The 16212-nt window shown below is 68.4% G+C and carries 14 protein-coding genes; 10 read left to right on the top strand and 4 right to left on the bottom strand.

Going from position 1 to position 16212, the window contains the following annotated elements; translation table 11 throughout:
- Positions 1–76 precede the first annotated feature (76 nt).
- On the top strand, positions 77–1018 hold the full coding sequence (locus H8S61_RS03715; protein ID WP_160942245.1) for a LysR family transcriptional regulator: 942 nt from the start codon (positions 77–79) through the stop codon (positions 1016–1018).
- A 74-nt stretch (positions 1019–1092) separates the two neighbouring features.
- On the opposite strand, the gene H8S61_RS03710 is transcribed toward H8S61_RS03715, so the two are convergent.
- Positions 1093–1623, bottom strand: coding sequence for a hypothetical protein (locus H8S61_RS03710; protein WP_186937980.1), 531 nt, complete (start codon positions 1621–1623; stop codon positions 1093–1095).
- Positions 1624–1734: 111 nt separating this feature from the next.
- Positions 1735–2922 carry an acyl-CoA dehydrogenase family protein gene (locus H8S61_RS03705; RefSeq protein WP_154332222.1) on the bottom strand — a complete coding sequence of 396 codons (1188 nt, stop codon included), beginning with the start codon at positions 2920–2922 and terminating at the stop codon, positions 1735–1737.
- 382 nt (positions 2923–3304) lie between these two features.
- Here H8S61_RS03705 and H8S61_RS03700 point away from each other — a divergent pair, with 382 nt between their 5' ends.
- The 4 genes from H8S61_RS03700 to H8S61_RS03685 all read left to right on the top strand — a co-directional run bounded on the left by H8S61_RS03700 (position 3305) and on the right by H8S61_RS03685 (position 7502).
- Positions 3305–4501: an acyl-CoA dehydrogenase family protein gene (locus H8S61_RS03700; protein ID WP_186937979.1), complete on the top strand. Its 1197-nt coding sequence runs from the start codon at positions 3305–3307 to the stop codon at positions 4499–4501.
- Between the two features lie 169 nt (positions 4502–4670).
- A complete protein-coding gene (locus H8S61_RS03695; protein WP_255466408.1) occupies positions 4671–5627 on the top strand; it encodes a LysR family transcriptional regulator in 957 nt (318 codons plus the stop codon).
- Between the two features lie 124 nt (positions 5628–5751).
- Positions 5752–6909 carry a CaiB/BaiF CoA transferase family protein gene (locus H8S61_RS03690; protein WP_186937978.1) on the top strand — a complete coding sequence of 386 codons (1158 nt, stop codon included), beginning with the start codon at positions 5752–5754 and terminating at the stop codon, positions 6907–6909.
- 107 nt (positions 6910–7016) lie between these two features.
- Positions 7017–7502 (top strand): PaaI family thioesterase, encoded by a 486-nt coding sequence (locus H8S61_RS03685; RefSeq protein WP_186937977.1) that lies wholly within the window; start codon positions 7017–7019, stop codon positions 7500–7502.
- A 19-nt stretch (positions 7503–7521) separates the two neighbouring features.
- On the opposite strand, the gene H8S61_RS03680 is transcribed toward H8S61_RS03685, so the two are convergent.
- On the bottom strand, positions 7522–8175 hold the full coding sequence (locus H8S61_RS03680) for a TetR/AcrR family transcriptional regulator C-terminal domain-containing protein (RefSeq protein ID WP_154332219.1): 654 nt from the start codon (positions 8173–8175) through the stop codon (positions 7522–7524).
- Positions 8176–8542: 367 nt separating this feature from the next.
- Between H8S61_RS03680 and H8S61_RS03675 the strand changes: the two genes are divergently transcribed.
- Positions 8543–10618, top strand: coding sequence for an oxidoreductase (locus H8S61_RS03675; RefSeq protein ID WP_186937976.1), 2076 nt, complete (start codon positions 8543–8545; stop codon positions 10616–10618).
- A gap of 118 nt (positions 10619–10736) precedes the next feature.
- A complete protein-coding gene (locus tag H8S61_RS03670) occupies positions 10737–11921 on the top strand; it encodes an acyl-CoA dehydrogenase family protein (RefSeq protein WP_160942251.1) in 1185 nt (394 codons plus the stop codon).
- 190 nt (positions 11922–12111) lie between these two features.
- On the opposite strand, the gene H8S61_RS03665 is transcribed toward H8S61_RS03670, so the two are convergent.
- The gene (locus H8S61_RS03665) at positions 12112–12894 is read right to left on the bottom strand and encodes a phage tail protein (protein WP_186937975.1); all 783 of its coding nucleotides are present in this window, start codon (positions 12892–12894) and stop codon (positions 12112–12114) included.
- Positions 12895–13223: 329 nt separating this feature from the next.
- Here H8S61_RS03665 and H8S61_RS03660 point away from each other — a divergent pair, with 329 nt between their 5' ends.
- Genes H8S61_RS03660 through H8S61_RS03650 form a run of 3 tightly spaced genes read left to right on the top strand, consistent with a single transcriptional unit; the run spans position 13224 to position 16211 of the window.
- Positions 13224–14363 (top strand): acyl-CoA dehydrogenase family protein, encoded by a 1140-nt coding sequence (locus H8S61_RS03660; protein WP_160942253.1) that lies wholly within the window; start codon positions 13224–13226, stop codon positions 14361–14363.
- Positions 14364–14411: 48 nt separating this feature from the next.
- The gene (locus H8S61_RS03655; RefSeq protein WP_186937974.1) at positions 14412–15200 is read left to right on the top strand and encodes an electron transfer flavoprotein subunit beta/FixA family protein; all 789 of its coding nucleotides are present in this window, start codon (positions 14412–14414) and stop codon (positions 15198–15200) included.
- Between the two features lie 18 nt (positions 15201–15218).
- Positions 15219–16211: an electron transfer flavoprotein subunit alpha/FixB family protein gene (locus H8S61_RS03650; protein WP_186937973.1), complete on the top strand. Its 993-nt coding sequence runs from the start codon at positions 15219–15221 to the stop codon at positions 16209–16211.
- The last annotated feature ends 1 nt before the right edge of the window (position 16212 follow it).

Here is a 16212-nt window from a genome sequence, read left to right as displayed (position 1 = left end):
GCGGCGGCGCCGCAGCGCCTAGGATAGGGGCAAGGGCCGAGTGCCGGTTGCATCCACGGCAGGTGAGGAGATACCCGTGAACAACTCTTCTTCGCTTTCCCTCTCGCAGCTGTACAACTTCAAGAAGCTGGCGGAGACGCAGCACATGACCCGCGCGGCGAAAGAGCTCTACATCACCCAGCCCACGTTGAGCCTGTCCATCAAGGCGCTCGAGCACGAGCTGGGCGTGCCCCTCTTCTTCCGCGACGGGCGCCAGATCAAGCTCACGAAGCACGGGCGCGACTTCTACGCCGACGTCGCCGGCGTGCTGAGCGACCTCGACCGCAGCATCGCGGCGGTGCGCGCCCAGGGCACGGTGGGATGCGGCTCGCTCAGCATCGGCACCATCCCCACGATCCAGCACGACTTCCTTCCCGAGCTGCTGCAGCAGTTCTGGCAGGAGTACGGCTACGACGTGAAGATGGGCTTCACCGTGGAGTTCTCGCTGCCGCTCATCCGCTCGCTCAAGGCCCAGGAGTTCGACCTGATCTTCGCCTCGAAGGCCGACAACGAGCCGAACCTGTGCTTCGTGCCCATGCTGACGAAGCGCCTCATCCTCGTCGTGCACGAGGAAAGCCCCTTCGCCGACCGCGACAGCGTGTCGCTGTCGGAGCTGCGCGGCGTGCCGTTCGCCAGCTACGCGCCCGACACGCCGCTGGGGATGGAGGCGAAGCGGCTGTTCGAGGGGGTCGGCATCCAGCCCGCCATCGTCTACGACGACGAGTTCATGCTGACGAGCGTCGTCGTGGCGAACCACGCCATGCCCGGCGTCATGCTGGACACGTTCGCCATCGAGCGCTTCGACGGCGTGCGCAAGATCGCGCTGGCCGACGTGCCCGATGCCTTCCACTACATCTACCTGGCGTACGACAAGCGCATCTACCGCAGCCAGGTGGTGGAGAGCTTCATCGAGACGGCGCGCCGCTTCTCCTCGATCGCGCAGGACGAGGCTCCGGGCACGTTCGCCGTCCCCGCCTGAGCGGCTGCGCCTCGCCCGAGACTTCCGAAGCGCCCGAAGCGCCCGAAGCGCCCGCCGCGGACGGCGCCTGGCGCTCAGGGGACGGCGGGCGCGTCGGGCGGGTTCTCGCAGGCGAACCGCAGGCCCTCCCCGTCGGCGCGCACCACGTACAGCTTGAAGCCGCGCTTGCAGCGCGCGACGCACTGCTCGCAGGGGTCGAGGTCGCAGTAGCAGTAGGCGTCCTCGTCGGCGAGAGGGAACACGGCCGCCCCGCCGCGCGGGCGCGGCCGCGCCTGCAGGCCGGTGAACGTCTTGAGCACGACGAGCGCGGGGTCGCCCGCGCCGTCCTCCCAGGCGAGCGTCAGGCGGTTCGCGTCCATCCCGCCCGTGAACGCGAAGGAGAACCCCTCGTCGGCGGCGCAAGCGCTGCGAAACGCCACGGGCTGCACGGGCCCGTCGCCGCATCGCGCGCACGTCGCATGCGCGTCGCCGTCCTCGCCGTAGGGCGCGCGCACGATCACCGAGCGCCACAGGTCCACGTCGACCCGCGCCGCGGCGCTGCCGAGCCCCATGAGGAGGCTCCCGCAGCGCGGGCAGCGGTACAGGGCGATGTCCGCCTCGTCCACCCGGGGCTTCCAGGTGGCGCGCGTGCGCGTCGGCGAGAGCCTTGGCGGCGCGCACGCGCGCGAGGAGGATGTCGGGCGTTCGGTCATCGGGCCGTCGGATCGCGCGGGGCGCTAGTCGAGGTAGGCCATCGTGCCGCCGTGCTTGATGCAGTCGCGCGCGATGGTGATGCGCTGTACCGTGGGCGCGCCCTCTTCCAGCCACATGGCGCGGCAGTCGCGGTACAGGCGCTCCACCGGGCCGAACGGGTTGTCCTCGAAGTAGCCGTCGCCGCCGAAGATCTCGAGCATCTCGTCGGACACGAGGCGCGTCGTGTCGATGGAGAACAGCTTGCAGCAGGCCGCCTTCTCGGCGATGTAGGCGCCGTTCGGCTCGTGCATGTAATCCTTGCAGAAGTCGTACACCATGGTGCGCAGCGCGTGGATGTACATCTGCATGTTCGCGATCTTCATCTTGATGGCCTGGCGCGACAGGATGGGCTTGCCGAACGTGATGCGGTCGGCGGCGCGGGCGAGCGAGATCTCCAGCATGCGCTGCGCCATGCCGAGGTTCGACGCGGCGATGTGCACGCGCGACACGGCCAGCGAGTGCATGGCGATCTCCATGCCCTGGCCCTCCTCGCCCAGGAGGTACTTCTTGTCCACCTTCATGTTCGTGAACTTGAGGCCCGTGTGGCCGGCGCCGCGGCAGCCCATCATGTGCGGCATGGGCGTGACCTCGTAGCCGGGGGTGTCCACCGGCACGTAGAACGTGGACAGGCGATGGTCGGGGTCGGCGTCGGGGTCGGTGACCGCGTGGATGTAGGAGTGCGTGTTCATGTCGGTGAACGAGATGAGCCACTTCTCGCCGTTCAGCACGTAGTCGCCGTTCTCGTCCTTGACGGCCGTCGTGTGCAGGTCGGCGCCCGTGCCGCCCGTGGCCTCGGTGAGGCACCAGGCCGAGAAGATGGACTTGTCCTGGAACTTCGGCATGAGCTCGGCCTTGAGCTCCTCGGAGCCGTAGTCGTACAGCGGGCGCCAGTTCAGGTCCTGGGCGAAGTGCATGTGCATGCGCATGCCGCCGGGGCCGCGCGAGAACTCCTCCTGGCACTTGAGCGTCTCGAGCTCGCTGAGGCCCCAGCCGCCGTACTCCTCGGGCAGCGACATGCGGTAGATGTTGTGCTCGTTGCACTGGTCGTAGAATTCCTGGGGGAACTTGTTCGTGACCTCGATGTCGGCCTGCATCTCTTCGCACGGCCCCTCGACGAAGGCGCGCAGCTCCTTGAGATACGATTCGAATTCCTGCGGCGTAAGCTTGCCCATGGTTCCTCCTCCGGTCTGGCGCCGCTGCCGCGCGGCGCGTGGTATGCCCGTATTGTCCGCTCGCGCGCGGCCGCCCGTCCAATTAGAAAACCGGGAGGAATCGATAGGTTGGATTTATGGATGCACGTCGGCGGCGCGCGACGGGAGGGCGCGCGACGGGGTCGCGGCTTGGGAGGAGGGGCGCGCTGCGGGGCTCGGGCGCGCGGCTTGGGGCTCGGGCGCGCTGCGGGGTTGGGCGCGCGGCGCGGGGCTCGGCCGCCCTGCGGGCGCGGTGTTCGCGGAATCGATCGATCGGGCGCGAACCGAGGGGCGTTCTGAATTGGAACGGACGGCGCGGACGGCGGATAATGGGGGCGATGGAGCGCGAGAGAAGGAGAGGACCATGAATCCCCAGGCAACGATCACCGACGAAGCATTCCAAGCCTACCTGCTGCAGATCAGGGCGCTCGCGGAGGGCCCCTTCGAGGAGATGCAGCCCGAGATCGAGGTGTCGAACCGGTTTCCGCAGCGGTTCTACGACCTCGCCCGCGACAACGACCTGTACCGCTTCTACCTGCCGGCGGAGTACGGCGGCTGGGGCCTCAGCGAGCTGGAGATCCTCCGCGTGCAGGAGGAGTTCTCGCGCGGCCCGGGCGGCATGCGCATGCACCTGCACCACGCGGCCGACATGAACTGGCGCATCCTCGACGACTACGGCTGCCCCGCGCTCAAGGCCCGCTATATGGACAAGTTCCAGGACAAGTCGATCTACTGCAACTTCGCCATCACCGAGCAGACGGGCGGCACGGGCGCGGACATCCATACCACCGCCGTGAAGGACGCCGACGGCAACTACGTGCTGAACGGCGAGAAGTGGCTCATCTCCCACACGGATTGCAGCGACTTCACGTACGTCATTGCCGCCACCGATCCCGATTCGGACAAGGACTCCCGCCTCTCGGCGTTCTTCGTGCCCACCGACGCCCCCGGCTTCGAGCTGGTGCCCATGCCGCACATGATGGGCTGCCGCGGGGCGGGGCACGCGGGCCTCAGATTCGACAACGTGGTGCTGTCCCCCGAGCACCTGCTGGGCGAGGAGGGGCAGGGCATGGAGATCGCCATGCACTCGCTGTCGGTGTCGCGCGTGCACATCGCCGCGTCGAACCTCGGCATGGCGCAGCGCATGCTGGAGATCTCGCTCGCCCGCGCCGAGGACCGCGTCACGTTCGGCAAGCCCATCGCCTCGCGCCAGATGATCAAGCGCGAGATCGCCGAGATGCAGACCTACGTGCACGCGCTGCGCACCCTCGTGCACGATTTCGCGCGCGATTTCGACGACGATCCGCACGGGGCCGACATCGAGGAGAAGGCCGCCATCGCCAAGCTGTTCTCCATCTACACCACCCGCATCGTCTCCGACGCGATGCTCGAGATCTTCGGCGGCGACGGCTACTTCGAGGATAACCCCTACGGCCCGGTGGAGCGCCTGTACCGCGACGCGCGCGCCATGTGGCTGGAGGAAGGCGCGCCGAACGTGCAGCGCATCACCATCGCCCGCGCCTGCCAGCAGCGCAAAGGCGAGCTCTCCTACCGGTACTAGGGTCGCGGCGCGCCGCGGAGCCCCGCGGCGCGCGCTCGTCGGGCCGCAAGCCCCCCCCCTCCGCGCCAGAGGGGGCGGCGCGCCCCGCGAGACGGGCCGCGCCAGGGCGCCCGCCGGTTCTGCCCGCTTGGGGCGTTTTGGCCGTTGCCGTGCGCGGGGCGCGCGCCGTATGATGACGGCATCGACCCCGCCGGGAAAGGCCGCCATGAACCTCGCCCACCTCTACTACTTCCGCACGCTCGCCGAGCTCGAGCATTTCACGAAGGCCGCCGAGCAGCTGTACGTGGCGCAGTCCACGCTGTCGAACGCCATGGCCCGGCTGGAGGAGGAGCTCGGCGTGACGCTGTTCGAGCGGCGGGGGCGCACGGTCGAGCTCACGAAGTACGGGCGCGAGTTCCAGGCGTCGGTCGTCGAGGCCCTGAACGTGCTGGACAAGGGCGTGGCGCGCGCCCGCGAGCACGCCGACCGGATGACGGGCACCATCGACGTGGGCACGGTGTACACGATCCAGGGCGACTACCTGCCGGCCCTCGTGCGCGCCTACCGCGACGCGTACGGCGCGGGCCTCACGGTGAACCTGTTCCAGGGCCTCACGCTGCCGCTGCTCGAGGATCTGGAGCGGGGCCGCTACGAGCTGGCCTTCACCGCGCGGGCGGAGCATCGCCCGGGCCTCACGTTCGTCCCCGTGCTGCGCCAGTCCCTCGGCGCGCTCGTGCACCGGACGCACCCGCTTGCGGCGCGCGCGGCCGTCCGGCTTTCCGACGTGGCGGCCCTCGGCGCGCCCGTGGTCACCTACCGCGACGCGACGCCGCTCGGCGCGAAGGTGGCGCGCCTCGCCGCGGACGTCGGCATCGCGGTGTCGGACGGGGCCGACGACGAGATCACCATCGGCAGCCTCGTGGACGCCTCGCCCGACGCCGTGGGCCTCGTGCTCGACACGCTCGGCGTGGCGCCGTTCGGCGACCTGACCGTCGTGCCCCTCGCGGACGTGGGCGAGGGCTTCCACGAGGTGTGCCTCGTCTACCGCACGTGCTCCTACAAGTCGCGCGCCGCCGAGGCCTTCATCGAACTGGCGCGCTCGTTCTCCTGGCCGCCGGAGGATGCGGCGCGCGACCTGCGTCGATAGGCTCGATGCGCAGGTGTCATTGAGAACGCCAATGCAAACGCGCCCCGTTTCGCCCGGCGGTTGAGCTATCGTTGGGGGAAGCGGCGAGGCGCGCGGGCGCGCGCCGAGGGAAAGGAGCGGACCTATGGGCAACCCATCGTTTGCGCGGCTGCGCGTGCTCGACCTGTCGAGGTACCTTCCCGGCGGGTACGCCACGCAGGTGCTGGCGGACCTCGGGGCCGACGTCGTGAAGGTGGAGGACGTCGGGCTCGGCGATTTCTGCCGCCACGAGCAGCCCCGGCGAAACGCGATGAGCTACTACCTCGAGGCGCTCGGGCGCAACAAGCGCTCCGTCGCGCTCGATCTCAAGGACGAGGAGGCGCACGCGGCGTTCCTCAAGCTGGCGGAAGGCGCCGACGTGGTGGTGGAAAGCTTCCGCCCGGGCGTGACGAAGAAGCTCGGCATCGACTACGGCACGCTGGCCGCCGCGAACCCGCGGCTCGTGTACTGCTCGTTCTCGGGCTACGGCCAGGACGACCCGCGCAGCCAGCTGCCGCTGCACGACCTGAACATGCAGGCGCAGAGCGGCTACCTCTCGCTCAACGGCGGCGTGAAGGCGCCGCTGCACCTGTGCGACCTCGCCAGCTCGATGGTGGCGGCGCAGAGCGTGCTCGCGGCGCTGTACGACCGCGAGATCACGGGGGAGGGGCGCTTCATCGACGTGTCGATGTTCGACTCCTTCGTGTGGTGGAACTCGCTCATCGACGAGCGCTGGTGCTTCCAGGGCGGCATCGACGAGGGCTCGGTCATCTACCCGGCCGACTGCTGCTTCTACAACATCTACGAGACGCGCGACGGCGGCAAGCTGGCGTTCGGCCTCATCGAGGACAAGTTCTGGACGGCGTTCTGCGAGGCTGCGGGCGTGCCGGAGCTGGCGTGCAAGCCGGCCGGCGCCTACGAGCGCATGCGCGAGCTCGTGGCGTCGCGCACGCGCGCCGAGTGGGAGGAATGGCTGGTCGGCAAGGACCTGTGCATCGCCTCGGTCATCGACAAGGACGAGGCCATCGCCCAGCTGCTCGAGCGCGAGCCGGACATGATGGCCTACCGCGACTTCCCGCGCGCGGGGCGCGTGCTGCAGACGAACCTGCCGCACAACATCGCGGGGATGCGGCCGTCCATCGACGCGTTCACCGAGGCCCCGGCCCACGGCGAGCACACGGCCGCGGTGCTGGCCGAGGCGGGGCTCTCCGCCGCCGACGTCGCGCGCCTCGAGCGGCGCGGCGCCGTGCGCAGCGCGTCGTAGGCGGCGGGCGCGACGTCCCGAAGCGCGCGGTTTGCCCGTGTCGCGGCGCGGTGCGGGACGCTACCATGAAAGGAGGAGAAGACGAAGAGGGAAGGACGGCACGCGCGATGGGCACCATGAATCCGGATCATGCGAACGCGGTGATGGAGCTGATCAACCGCTCGCCGTACTTCGAGCTGCTCGGCATCGAGCTCGTGGAGCTGGCCGAGGGATCGTGCCGGGTGGCGTGCACGTTCGAGCGCAGGCATATGAACGCGTTCGGCGGCGCCCACGGCGGCGCGTACGCCTCGCTGCTCGACTGCGCCGCGTACTGGGCGCTGTACGGCTCGCTCGCCGAGGACGAGGGGTTCACCACGATGGACCTGGCCACGACCTGCCTGAAGGCGACCGGCACGGGGCCCGTCACGGCGACGGGGCGCGTCATCAAGCGCGGGCGCACCGTGTGTTTGTGCGAAGCCGAGGCGCACGACGAGCGCGGCGCGCTCTTGGCGCACGCGACGTCGAAGATGCTCGTGGGAGCGCACCTGCAGCCGATGAGCGCGGCCGTGCGCGAGCTGGGCTCCGCCGAGCTGCCGCCGAAGTTCCTCCCCTGAGCGCGCTCGGCAGGCCGCTCTACAGGTTGCGGCGCAGCTGCGCTTCCTTGATCTGGGCCTCGAGCGAGCTGTGGATGATGTTCGCGAAGGGGCCGGCTTGGCCGGTCAGGCGCTCGGCGCCCGGCTGGTCGCACTTGCGGATGAAGTAGTACAGGAACGCGCACGTGTAGAACTCGGCCAGGAACTGGATGTTCTCCTGGGGCAGGTAGCGGTTCGCCAGGATGAGGTCGATGTCGTTGCGCAGCGCGGGCAGGTACAGGTGGTACAGGTAGTTGCGCAGCGAGTACGGGTTCGTGTCGGCCAGCGCCTGGGTGTAGAAGTGCCGTTTGGCCTCGAGCACGCGCGCGAAGCAGTCGAAGAACTCGGCATGGTCGAGGGAGCGCACGCCCGATTTCTGCAGGATGTAGAACGGGAACTGCGCCGAGGAGTCGTTCGTGCCGGTCTCGTACACGAGCGCGCTTTCGGGGAAGCGGCGCTTGAGCTCCTGGCCGAGGTCGTAGCGGAAGATCCACGTGATGAGACAGTCCTTGTTCTCGAAGTGGTAGTAGAACGTCTTGCGGTTCTTCCCCGTGCGCTCGATGATGTCGCTGATGGACACCTTCTTGAGCGGCATCTCGTCGCATAGCGCGACGAACGTGTCGGCGATGAGGAGCATCGTGCTGAGCGCGTTCATAGGATCGGGCCTCGCTCTCGATAATGATGATAGTGCCAGGGCTATTATACGTCGCGTTTTCGCACATTTCTAGGACAAAGATTAAAATATGTGCAGTAATTGTTCGGAGTGATTCCGGTCGAGTCTCCGTGTTTTGGGGATATTCCCCGTAAAAACAGGCCCATCCTAGGCAATATTGGGAGACTTTTTTCACGATGACTAACCAATCTTGGAATTCTGTCCATCGTATCGTCCTTTTCGGGAGCCTACAATGTTGGCAACGAGGAAGCCGCGCGCATCGAGAGGGATAGTTCGCACGGATCGACCTCGCACCAATCGCGCAGAGAGAGACGCTTAGCACTGTTCAAAGCGGAAAGGGGTTTGCATCGTGGCAAAGTATCAGAAGCTGCTGGAACCGTTCAGCATCGGCGGGGTCGAGATCAGGAACCGGTTCGTCATGCTGCCCATGACCACCGAGATGGTCGACAACTACTACATCACCGACGCCATCGTCGACTTCTACGAGGAGCGCGCCAAGGGCGGCACGGGCCTCTTGGAGCTGGGTAGCGCCTACATCAGCGACTGCTTCAACGCGACGCCGAAGTACCACACCACCACGGGTGCCGCCGGCATCTGGGACGACGCGTTCGTGCCCGGCCTCACGCGCATCAACGAGGCGTGCCACAAGCACGGCGCCAAGACGGCCGTCCAGCTGCAGCTGTGCTACGAGTGGCGCGCGTCGGGCGACGACGAGCTGAAGAGCTACGCCCCGTCCAAGGACGTGCCGAGCGGCCCGTTCGTGGGCATGCCCGAGTGCGAGTACACCACCGAAGAGATCGCCATCGTGGTGAAGCAGTACGGCGAGGCCGCGCGCCGCGCCGTGGAGGCCGGTTTCGACATCATCGAGATCCACGCGGGCATCGGCTACATGGTCATGCGCTTCCTGTCCAAGTACTCCAACCACCGCACCGACGAGTACGGCGGCAGCCCGGAGAACCGTGCGCGCCTGCTGACCGAGATCCTCGACGAGGTGCACCGCGTGTGCCCGGACACCCCGGTGCTCGTGCGCATCTCGGCCGACGACCTCATGCCGAACGGCAACCGCATCGAGGACACCCTCGAGCTCATCCCGATCATCGAGAAGCACGGCGTGGACGCGTGGAGCGTGCAGGCGGGCTTCCATGAGGCCCCGCGCCCCGTGGCCAACCAGATCGTGCCGGAAGGCGAGTTCATCGACCTCGCCAAGCAGGTGAAGACCGTCACGGACAAGCCCGTGTTCCCCGGCACCCGCATCAACTCGCTCGACATGTGCGACAAGGTGGTCACGCAGGGCTACGGCGACGCCGTGGGCATGGCGCGCCAGTTCATCGCCGACCCGGAGACGGCGGGCAAGGTTGCCGCCGGCCATCCCGAGCAGGTGCGCCCCTGCATCGTGTGCAGCCGCTGCCTCGACCACACGTTCCTCGGCCAGCCCATCTGGTGCTCGGTCAACGGCAACATCGACAACATCGCCATCGGGCATCCCGAGGACCAGCCCGCCGACGAGAAGAAGCACATCGTCGTGGTGGGCGCCGGCCCCGGCGGCCTCGAGACGGCGCGCGTCGCGGCCGTGCGCGGCCACAAGGTGACCGTGCTCGACAAGTCCGACCGCGTGGGCGGCCTGCTGAACATGGCGCAGGTGCTGAACGCCAAGATCGAGCCCCTCGTGACGTACTGGAACGAGGAGCTGAAGCTGCATCCCAACATCGAGCTCAAGCTGGGCACGAAGGTGACCGCCGACACCATCAAGGCGCTCGACCCCGACGAGGTCGTGGTCGCGCCGGGCGGCGAGGTCATCGGCGTGGACGTGCCGGGCATCGACGGCAAGAACGTCGTCAGCTCGCAGGACATCAAGGACATGGTCGCGGGCATCGTGCCCGAGGGCAAGGGCCTTATCTGGAAGGCGGCCGTTGCGGCCATCAAGGCGCAGGGCGGCACCGTGGGCTTCATGCGCATGGGCCTCAACATGGCGAGCGGCCCCACCGCCATCGTGGGCAAGCGCGTCGTGGTCGTGGGCGGCGGGTTCGCCGGCCTCGAGGTCGCCGAATCCATGAGCGACGGCCGCGAGATCACGGTCATCGACGAGGCCAAGAAGATGGGCAACGGCATCGGCATCATCGACAAGAACCCCACCATCAACCTCGTGAAGCAGAAGGGCGTGAAGCTCATGCCGCTGACGAAGCTGGTCGAGGTCACGAAGAAGGGCGCGAAGGTCCAGAACGTGGAGACGGGCGAGGAGCAGCTGCTCGAGTGCGACACCGTGCTGCTGTCGCTGGGCGTCGAGGCCAACACCAAGCTGTACGACGAGGTGGTCAAGATCTTCCCGAACGCCAAGCTCATCGGCGACGCCACCACGCCCGCGGGCAAGGTGTACCGCACGCTCGAGGCCGTGAACGCCGGCTACAAGGAGGCCATGGCCTTCTAAGCGCTGCCTGGCACGACCGGCGCCCGCCTCGTCCGCTGCACGAGGGGGCGGGCGCCGCAGAACTTCGATTCAAACACGCAGGTGTTTTGAATATAGGGAAAACGGTTAAGGAGGAAGCATGGATTTCGCATACACCGAGGAACAGCTCCGCATCAAGAAGGGCATCCGCGAGTGGGCCAACGAGAACCTGACGGAAGAGGTTATCGCGGCCGGTTACAAGAACCGCGGTATCGCCCCCGAAGTGGCGAAGGCGTGGGTCGATTCGGGTTGGGGCATGTACGGCCTGCCCGAGGAGTACGGTGGAAAGCCCGTCGACCATCAGACGATGGCCATGATCATCGAAGAGCTCAACCATGCCGGCGGCAACATCCCCATGGCTCCCAACCTGCTCATCATGTTCGACGTGTGCGAGTTCGGCACGCCGGAGCAGATCAAGTACGCGATGGACTACTACGTGGAGAACGGCTACCCGCCGTACTGCCTGGCCATCTCCGAGCCTGAGGCGGGCTCCGACAACCAGGGCATGGAATGCCTGGCCACCCGCACGGGCGACGGCAAGGTGCACATCACCGGCGTGAAGACCTGGGTGACCCAGGGCGAGCACGTGGACGGCTTCATCGTGGTGTGCAAGGACGAGGATCCGTCCCGCGAGAACAAGAACATGTCCATGTACCTCGTGCCGGCCAACGCCAAGGGCGTCACCATCGAGCCGCTCAACAAGATCGGCATGCAGATCATGCCGTTCGCGATGATCCACTTCGACGACGTGGTCATCGACGAGAGCGACCTCCTGGGCATCCAGGGCAAGGGCTTCTACCAGCTCATGAAGAACTTCGAGTGGGAGCGCTGCGTGCTTCTGGCCGAGCTGCTCGGCGAGGCGCAGGCCGCCATGGAGGACGCGTGCGCCTGGACCAACGAGCGCATGCAGTTCGGCAAGGGCATCAAGACCTACCAGCTCGTGCAGGAGCACATCGTCGAGATGCAGATCGAGCTCTCGAACACGCGCAACTTCCTGTACCGCACCTGCTGGAAGATGGACAACGGCATCCCGGTGAACAACGACGCCGCCATGCTCAAGCGCTACGGCGCCCCGGCGCTTACCGACTGCTGCTCGCGCGCGCTGCAGCTCATGGGCGGCCTCGGCTTCACCGACGAGACCCGCGTGTCCCGCCTCATGCTCGACTGCCGCGGCTTCCAGATCGGCGGCGGCACGGTGGAGATCATGGTGCACATCTCCGGCCGCGGCATCCTCAAGGAGTACGCCAAGGTCGCCGAGGATCCCGATTACCTGTACACGATCTAACCCGACGCTTCAGCACGCGGGGCGATTCGCCCGCCCCGCACGGAAACGCCCCGGCTCCGGCCGGGGCGTTTGCCGTTGCGCGAAAGGCGGACGGGCGCCGGGAAGGGGAGGCCCGCTCCCTCAGAATGAAACGAACGGATGTTTCACATGAAACATCCGGCGCGTGGGGGAGGGGGGGAAGGGGGCCGCCTTACTTGGCGAAGGTTCCCTTGGCGCCGTGGCAGGTCATGCCGATAGCGCGGATGGAGCAGTACGAGCGGTACTTGCAGCGCCCGCAGGCGCGCTTGCGGTTCTTCTGGGAGGGGTCGTAGAGCCCGATGACGCCCACCGTGCTGTAGCGCGGCTCGAAGACGCCGTCCTTGCCCAGCTTGAGCCCCAAGCGCTTCTCGGACTGCGTGTAGAACACGAACTGCGAGCGCGTGTCGAGCGGGAAGTCGCCCATGCCGGGGCTCAGGCGATCGTCGGTGTAGAGGCCGTCGTCCAGCGCGGCGGCCACGATGGCGGCGTTCACGCGGTCGGCCGCGCTCTCCACGAGCGCCTTCGCGCAGGCGTCGGCCAGCACGCGGTCGAGCTCGTCGGCGTGCGCGGGCAGCGCGGCGGGGTTGTCGGGCCCGATGGTCACCGCCATGAGCGCGCAGTGCGCGGCGCGGCGCAGGCGCTCGTACACGCTTTGGCCGTGGAACATCATCATGGTGCCCACGAGCTTGATGGCCGGCTCCACGTACTCGGGCGGCAGCGTGCAGATGGCGGGGTTGAACAGCTTGTACACGCCGCGCGGACGGTAGGCCGCCAGGCACGCCGCGACGGCGGCGTCGATGCGCGCGCCCGCCTCGGCGTCGAGGGCGCCCCCGTCGGCCGCGTCCGCGCCGAGCGCGCGGGCCGCCTCGGGCGGCAGCTGCGCGAGCACCTCGGAGCGCTCGAGCTCGCCTACGGTGCAGGGGACTTCGATGATCTGCCGTACGGCTCCGGTCATGATGGACGCTCCTTTTCGTGCACGATTCTTCCTGTATAGATCATAGAGCACCGTCTGCACGGATTGACCGGCTAGTTTGGCTCGACTGTGCGGTTTTCGCCCTCGGCCCCCTGTCAAGGCGCATGGTTTCCACGGAATCGCGGGATTGGGTGGAGCGAAAGCCAACAAACGCATTCGATTGACCAGTTCGTATGCTCAGGGTTTCGGTTTTGACCGTAGGCAAACCATAGACGCAGCCTATCATTTGAAGAGTAATCAATAGGAAATGGAAATGGATTGCCGTCGGGCCCCGCGGGTGCGGCGGCGCCGTCGCGCGGGGAAGGGGTTCCATGTACGAACTGACGCAAGAGGAGCGCATGATCCTCTCGATGGTGGACGACCTGTGCGTCGACGTGGTGGCGCCGCGTGCGGCCGAGATCGACGAGGAGGACGAGTTCCCGCAGGATATCTACGAGCTGTTCGTGGAGCAGGGGCTGTTCGCGCTCGCCTACGGCGAGGAGCACGGCGGCGTGGAGGTGAGCATGCACTGCTGGGTGCAGGTGATCGAGCGCATCGCGCGCGAGTCGCCGGCCGTGGCGCTCATGATCCTCATCTCGGCCATCGGCTCCGACGCGCTCGTGTTCTCGGGGACCGACGAGCAGAAGCGCACCATCCTGCCCGCGCTGGCGGCCGGCGAGGCGAAGATCTGCTTCGCGCTGACCGAGCCGAACGCCGGCTCCGACATCTCGGCCATCGCCACCACGGCGCTGCCCGACGGCGAGGGCTACACCGTGAATGGCAGCAAGATATTCATCACGAACGGCGCGGTCGGCGACTGGTTCACCGTGTTCGCGCGCGTGGTGGAGGACGGGCAGTCGAAGCCCTCCTGCTTCGTCGTGCACCGCGACACGCCCGGCCTCGTGATCGGCCGCAAGGAGGACAAGATGGGGCTGCGCGGCTCGGTGACCTCGCAGCTGTTCTTCGAGAACATGCACGTGGGCCCCGACGCCGTGGTGGGCGCGGTGGGCGACGGGTTCGCCATCGCGCACCACACGCTCAACCGCGGCCGGCTGGCCGTGGCGGCGCTGGCTGCCGGCGTGACGGCGGCGTCGCTCGGGGCGGCGGCCGCCTATGCGAAGGAGCGTATCCAGTTCGGCAAGCACATCGCCGACCTGCAGGCCATCCGCTTCATGCTGGCCGACATGGAGATCGCGCTCGAGGCGTCGCGCCTGCTGCTCGACCAGGCGGCCACGGCGTTCGGCGGCGACATCCAGACGATGATGAAGACGGCGTCGGTGGCGAAGGTGTACTGCTCGGAGGCCGCGGTGAAGGCGGCCGAGACGGCCGTGCAGATATTCGGCGGCTACGGCCTGTGCAAGGACTACCCGGTGGAGCGCTACTACCGCGATGCGAAGTCGTTCACCATCGTGGAGGGCACGAGCCAGGTGCAGCGCTCGCTCATCGCGAAGTCGGTGCTGAAGGAATACTAGGAGCGCGCCGCCGGGCGCGGCGCGCAGGGGGCGAGGAGGATCGCAGCCATGAACATCGTAGTGTGCATCAAGCAAACCGTCGACACCGAGGCCGAGGTGGGCGTCGACGCCGAGGGGCGGGTGCTCACCGAGGGGCAGACGCTCGTCATCGACCCGTACGGCGAGTTCGCCGTCGAGCGCGCCGTGCAGCTCGTCGAGGAGCACGGCGGCGAGGTGGCCGTCGTGTGCATCGGCGGCGACGAGGCGCTGCCGGCCGTGCGCCACGCGCTGTCGATGGGCGCGGCCGCGGGCTACCTGATCGACGATCGCGCGCTCGACGCGGCGGACGCGGCGGCGCGGGCGCGCGTGCTGGCCGCCGCGCTCGAGCGCGTGCCGGCCGACCTGGTCATGGGCGGCTGCAAGTCGGCCGACACGGCGGGCGCGCAGACCATGCCGCGCGTGGCCGAGCTCCTGGGCCTGCCGTGCGTGCAGGTGGTCACCGCGCTCGAGGTGGACCCCGCGGCGGGCACCGCGCGCGCCACGCGCGAGATCGACGACGGCGTGGCCGTGGTGGACGTGGCGCTGCCGGCCGTCGTCACGGCGCAGCAAGGGCTGGCCGAGCCGCGCTACCCCAACGTGCGCGCCATCATGCAGTCGAAGAAGAAGCCCGTCACCGTGTGGACGCTGGCCGACCTCGGCAGGGAGGACGCCGCGGCGCCCGAGGCGGCGCGCACGCGCGTGGTGCGCTACCGCGCCAAGGCCGCGCGCCAGGGCGGCCGCATCGTGGAGGGCGAGACGACGGCCGAGGCGGTCGCCGCCACGGTGGGGCTGCTGGAAACCGAAGCCAAGGTCTGGTAGGACGGGAAGGGAGCATCCATGGCAGGAATCTGGGTATACGCGGAGCCGCGGAACGGGTCGTTTCCGCGCGCGACGTTCGAGATGCTGGCGCTCGCGCGCCGCATGGCCGACGCGGAGGGGACGGACGTGGCCGCCGTCGTGCTGGGCAGCGGGCTGGGGGGCGTCGATTGCGCCCCGCTCGGCGCGGCGGGCGCCGACGCCGTGCTCGCGCTGGACGATCCGGCGCTGGCCCCGTACACCACCGACGCCTACGCGGCGGCCCTCGCGGCCCTCGCGGCGCAGCAGCGTCCCGACGCGGTGCTGTTCGCCGACGACGCCACCGGGCTCGACGTGGGGCCCGTGCTCGCGCAGCGCCTGGACACCGGCTTCGTCGCCGACGTGGTGGCCGTCGAGGCCGACGCGCAGGAGGGCTTCCTGTTCACGCGCGAGCCGTACTCGGGCAAGGTGCGTGCCGACGTGGCCTTCGCCGCCGACGCGCGCCCGATGGTCGTCACCGTGCGCCCGAAGGCGTTCGACCCGGCCGCGCCCGACGAGGGCCGCACGGCGCCGGTGCTCATGCAGCACGTCGACGGCTTCGGCGACGTGCGCCAGACGGTGGCCGACGTGGTGCGCCGCGCGTCGGGCCGCGTGGAGCTGACCGAGGCCGACGCGGTGGTGTCGGGCGGGCGCGGCACGAAGGGCGCGGCGGGCTTCGCGCTCGTCGAGGAGCTGGCCGACGTGCTGGGCGCCGCCGTCGGGGCCTCGCGCCCCGCGGTGGACGAGGGCTGGACCGACATCCAGTTCCAGGTGGGGCAGACGGGCAAGACCGTCGCCCCGTCGCTCTACATCGCCTGCGGCATCTCGGGCTCCATCCAGCACATGGCCGGCGCCGCGGCGTCGAAGTGCATCGTGGCCGTGAACACCGACCCGCAGGCCGAGATCTTCAAGGTGGCCGACTACGGCATCGTGGCCGACCTGTTCGAGGCGGTGCCGCTGTTGACCGAGGCCTTCCGCGCGAGCAAGGCGTCCTAGC

The sequence above is a fragment of the Eggerthella hominis genome, from assembly GCF_014287365.1.
Classification (GTDB): Bacteria; Actinomycetota; Coriobacteriia; order Coriobacteriales; family Eggerthellaceae; genus Eggerthella; species Eggerthella guodeyinii.
The sequence above is the reverse complement of the archived record's forward strand: the minus strand, read 5'-3'. Positions and strand labels throughout refer to the sequence as shown.